Genomic DNA, 3234 nt, shown 5'->3' on the forward strand with positions numbered 1-3234 from the left:
GTGCAACCTCCTTCCGCCGGCGGCCCTGCCTGCCCATAGTGGGACGGTCAACCGCACCCGCCCGTCGCCGGGGGTCCCTGGCCCTTCCTGCCGAGGGTCCGTTCTGCTATGTACGCTTCAAGGTCCTCCCGCCGCACCCGGTAGATGCGCTCCGAAACCTTGACGGCGGGCAGCTTGCCCGTGTGGATCAAGTTCAAGACCTCCTGGTGGCTGATTTGAAGCAACTCGGCCACCTGCTTCGGGGTGAGGAACCCCTGCTCGCAGTGCATTGTGTCACCTCCAATTCGTCTACTCAACCCATCTTACCACGACCACGCAAACAAGGCAAGTAGGCTATAAGGAACCCAGGGAATCGATGCATCGGCAATTATCTTCCAAGACAAACTCGGCTCCAAAGCGCGGTGGGTCGCTTGCGAGGCACTGGGTCCGCCACCCCGTGGCGGAGGAGGATAATCTGTGGAAAGAAGCGAACGCACACGTAGCAAACCATGTACGGGTGTCGAATGGACCGGGCCCCGCTAGGGGGGCTGATGGGGTCGAGCGGACGCCCGGGGACGAGGAAGTCACATTGCGGACTTACCGTAGGACCGCCTCATTTGGCAAGCGGCAGGAGTTCGTCGTGATAGGTGAACTCCTGCGGCACGGATTTGACGTCTCCCAGACCCTAGGCGATGACTTTGTAGAGCCACCGCCGCTCTGTGCTTCGCTGGCGAAGCTGGTGGATACGTTGGGAGTCACACATGGCACGTAGGGGAAACCGACTCTGACTCGTACTCACAGTTCAGTGTGTCGTGCCGCTCAAGTCTGAAAGCTGAGCCCCAAGCTAGCCCAGTGCAGTGGGGAGGTGACAGTACAGCTAAGATGTGCAGGCCTGCAATGAAGGGGCAGTTGCCGGTCGAGGGGTGAGGTTCGGGGAGAGAGAACAAAGTCAGGAGTGAGTGTGGGCAGAAGGGGATGTGAAACCTGCTGGGCGAGGTACGGTGCTGCAGCGCGCGCTGCGGATGACTGGAAAGGATGGGGATGATGGCTGTGGGGCAACTGAGGCACAAGGTATTCATATCCTACCATCACGACGACCAACAGGAGGTGGATGAGTTCATTAAGACGTTCGACGAGGAGCGGAGGGTCTTCATTGCCCGGGCAGTTGGAGCAATGGCCCAAGACATTATCGATAGCGATGATCCGGATTACGTCATGCGACGTATCCGTGAGCTGTACCTGAAGGATTCCACCGTGACCGTGGTGTTAATCGGTAAGTGCACGTGGGCACGCCGGTACGTGGACTGGGAGATTCAAGCGTCCTTACGGCACGGAGAGACCGTGACTCCGAACGGGCTGTTGGGTATAGTGCTTCCCTCCGCCGCCCAGCATCCAAGGGCTCCTGAACGCCTCGCAATGAACCTAAAGACTGGGGAGGGAAGCCCAGGGTATGCACGCTGGTACTGGTACCCGAAGGACAGCGATTCTCTCGCCGCTTGGATAGAGGACGCCTTTCAGGCACGTACGAACAAGGACAGGGTGGCCCTTATCGTGAACCCACGCGAAAGGTTCAGGTACAACAGGAGCTGTCCATGAGGTTGAGGAAACCCGCCAGTGTCACAGTTCAAGTCAACCTGCCCTTTGTGGGCATAAAAGGTACCTGGGAGCCCGATCAGAGCGAACAGTGGGCCGCTTGGGAGCTATACGTCGAGTTGGTTACTCGCGTCTCGCTGGCCGAACTCTCTCCTGATGAGGGGTTATTACGGGAAGCGCTTTCTTCGCTGCATACGCTGTTCAACACCACGCGACAGATCCTGCGCCGGTACGGCCCTTCCGTTGCTCAACCTAAGGGAAAGGGCAATACTTCGTTCGGCCACTTGGCGGTTGCCTTGTTAAACGTTGTCCTGAGACCGGTTCTGGCGAAGTGGCACCCAATCCTACTCCAGTACGAGGCTACCAAGCCACCATCTGTGTCGCCACCCGAACATGAGCGGCAGTGGGATAGGGGCCATGAGCTGAGGGAGGTGCTAGCCAGCACGCGTGCAGCCCTTCTCGAATATGCGAGCCTGCTCGCCGAGGTAGCCAAAGTACCATCGCTTATCATGCCGTTGGATGGTTCCCCGAAAGGAGGCTGACTCCTGCCAAGGGAATTGGTTGGTTGCCGGGGCGGGCCTGCCACCTGCATGGCGACACCCCGTTGCCCCTGCCGACAGACGGCGCAGGACATTCGCAGGATGGGTTGTTGCCACTGCAAGGTGTTGCCCGGCCCCAACTGAAAGGGGAGATACGGAGTGGTCAAACAGGGCACCTGAAGTGCCCGGGTTAGGCCCAGATGCGAGGAGGATCGAGTGATATGCCTGGCAGCGCATCACTGTTCACTCTACCTCGGGGGTCGATCACTTTCGACCACGTCCTCGACTTTTGCAGCCAGAAGATACCGGAGGGCACACAGGTTGAGTACAAGGAGACGTTTAGAGAAGATGTAGTCGAGGCGATGGCCGCAATGGCTAACACCGATGGCGGGCTCATTATCGTGGGGGTTCCGTGCCAAGAAGACCGGCAGACAGGGCAGAAACTGCCCGATACGCCGACCGGGTTCGAACCGAAAGGCGATCCGGTTCAACAGATCCTAAACTGGTGCCATGTCTATTTGCAGCCTCAATGGTGTCCAGATGACGAGATATTCCTCTTTCCGGTCCCAGGCGACCCAAGCAAGGTAGTAATGCTCATCCGTGTCAACAGGGACCAAGTTCCGAAGGTCCCTGTGTTCCACCGTCGACGCGGTCTGCTCATCAGGTTGGGCGAACAAAACAGGCCTGCTGACCCCCATCAAACTAGAGAACTGCTGCAGGAGGCTGAACGCACAGGGCAAGAAGAACTGGCCTCCTTCTTGCAGGGAAAGCTTCCGAATCTAACAAGTTTCTGCTGGTGCACGGCGGGACTTGTACTGCCGAGGCGGAGATTCAACTCACGACATTGGGAAACCGCTCAGATCACACAACTCAGTCAAGCAGTGGAAGAGCACAGGGTTGGAAGCACGAGGGTGTGGTTGTTGCGATGGGCTCCAGTGGTCGGTGCCAAGTCGGATGATCCGATGGCCCTGTGGAGGCAGAAGAGGAGCCGCCAACTTATTTACCAGATGTGTGCCAGTCTGGGTTGCCACCGGTATGATGATGGGGTGCATTTTTTCCCAATCCCGCTGAGCGAGTCTGGACCGATTGAGGTCCGTGAGCCGGATGCTTGCCTGGGTGAATG

Annotated in this window: 5 protein-coding genes; 4 read left to right on the forward strand and 1 reads right to left on the reverse strand. The window is 58.3% G+C overall.

What is annotated here, in order from left to right:
* Nucleotides 1-47: 47 nt before the first annotated feature.
* The gene (locus AB1609_19195) at nt 48-269 is read right to left on the reverse strand and encodes a helix-turn-helix domain-containing protein (GenBank protein MEW6048568.1); all 222 of its coding nucleotides are present in this window, start codon (nt 267-269) and stop codon (nt 48-50) included.
* Between the two features lie 299 nt (nt 270-568).
* Here AB1609_19195 and AB1609_19200 point away from each other — a divergent pair, with 299 nt between their 5' ends.
* From AB1609_19200 to AB1609_19215, 4 genes are all read left to right on the forward strand, one after another.
* Complete coding sequence (locus tag AB1609_19200; GenBank protein MEW6048569.1) at nt 569-751, forward strand: hypothetical protein; 183 nt, start codon at nt 569-571, stop codon at nt 749-751.
* A gap of 269 nt (nt 752-1020) precedes the next feature.
* Nucleotides 1021-1575 carry a TIR domain-containing protein gene (locus AB1609_19205; protein MEW6048570.1) on the forward strand — a complete coding sequence of 185 codons (555 nt, stop codon included), beginning with the start codon at nt 1021-1023 and terminating at the stop codon, nt 1573-1575.
* Nucleotides 1572-2114, forward strand: a complete 543-nt coding sequence (locus AB1609_19210) for a hypothetical protein (protein ID MEW6048571.1) — start codon at nt 1572-1574, stop codon at nt 2112-2114. Before AB1609_19205 ends, AB1609_19210 begins: the two co-directional genes overlap by 4 nt.
* 218 nt (nt 2115-2332) lie before the next feature.
* The coding region (locus AB1609_19215) for an ATP-binding protein (protein MEW6048572.1) at nt 2333-3234 on the forward strand (902 nt) is incomplete at its 3' end.

Source organism: Bacillota bacterium, assembly GCA_040754675.1.
Lineage (GTDB): Bacteria > Bacillota > Limnochordia > Limnochordales > Geochordaceae > Geochorda.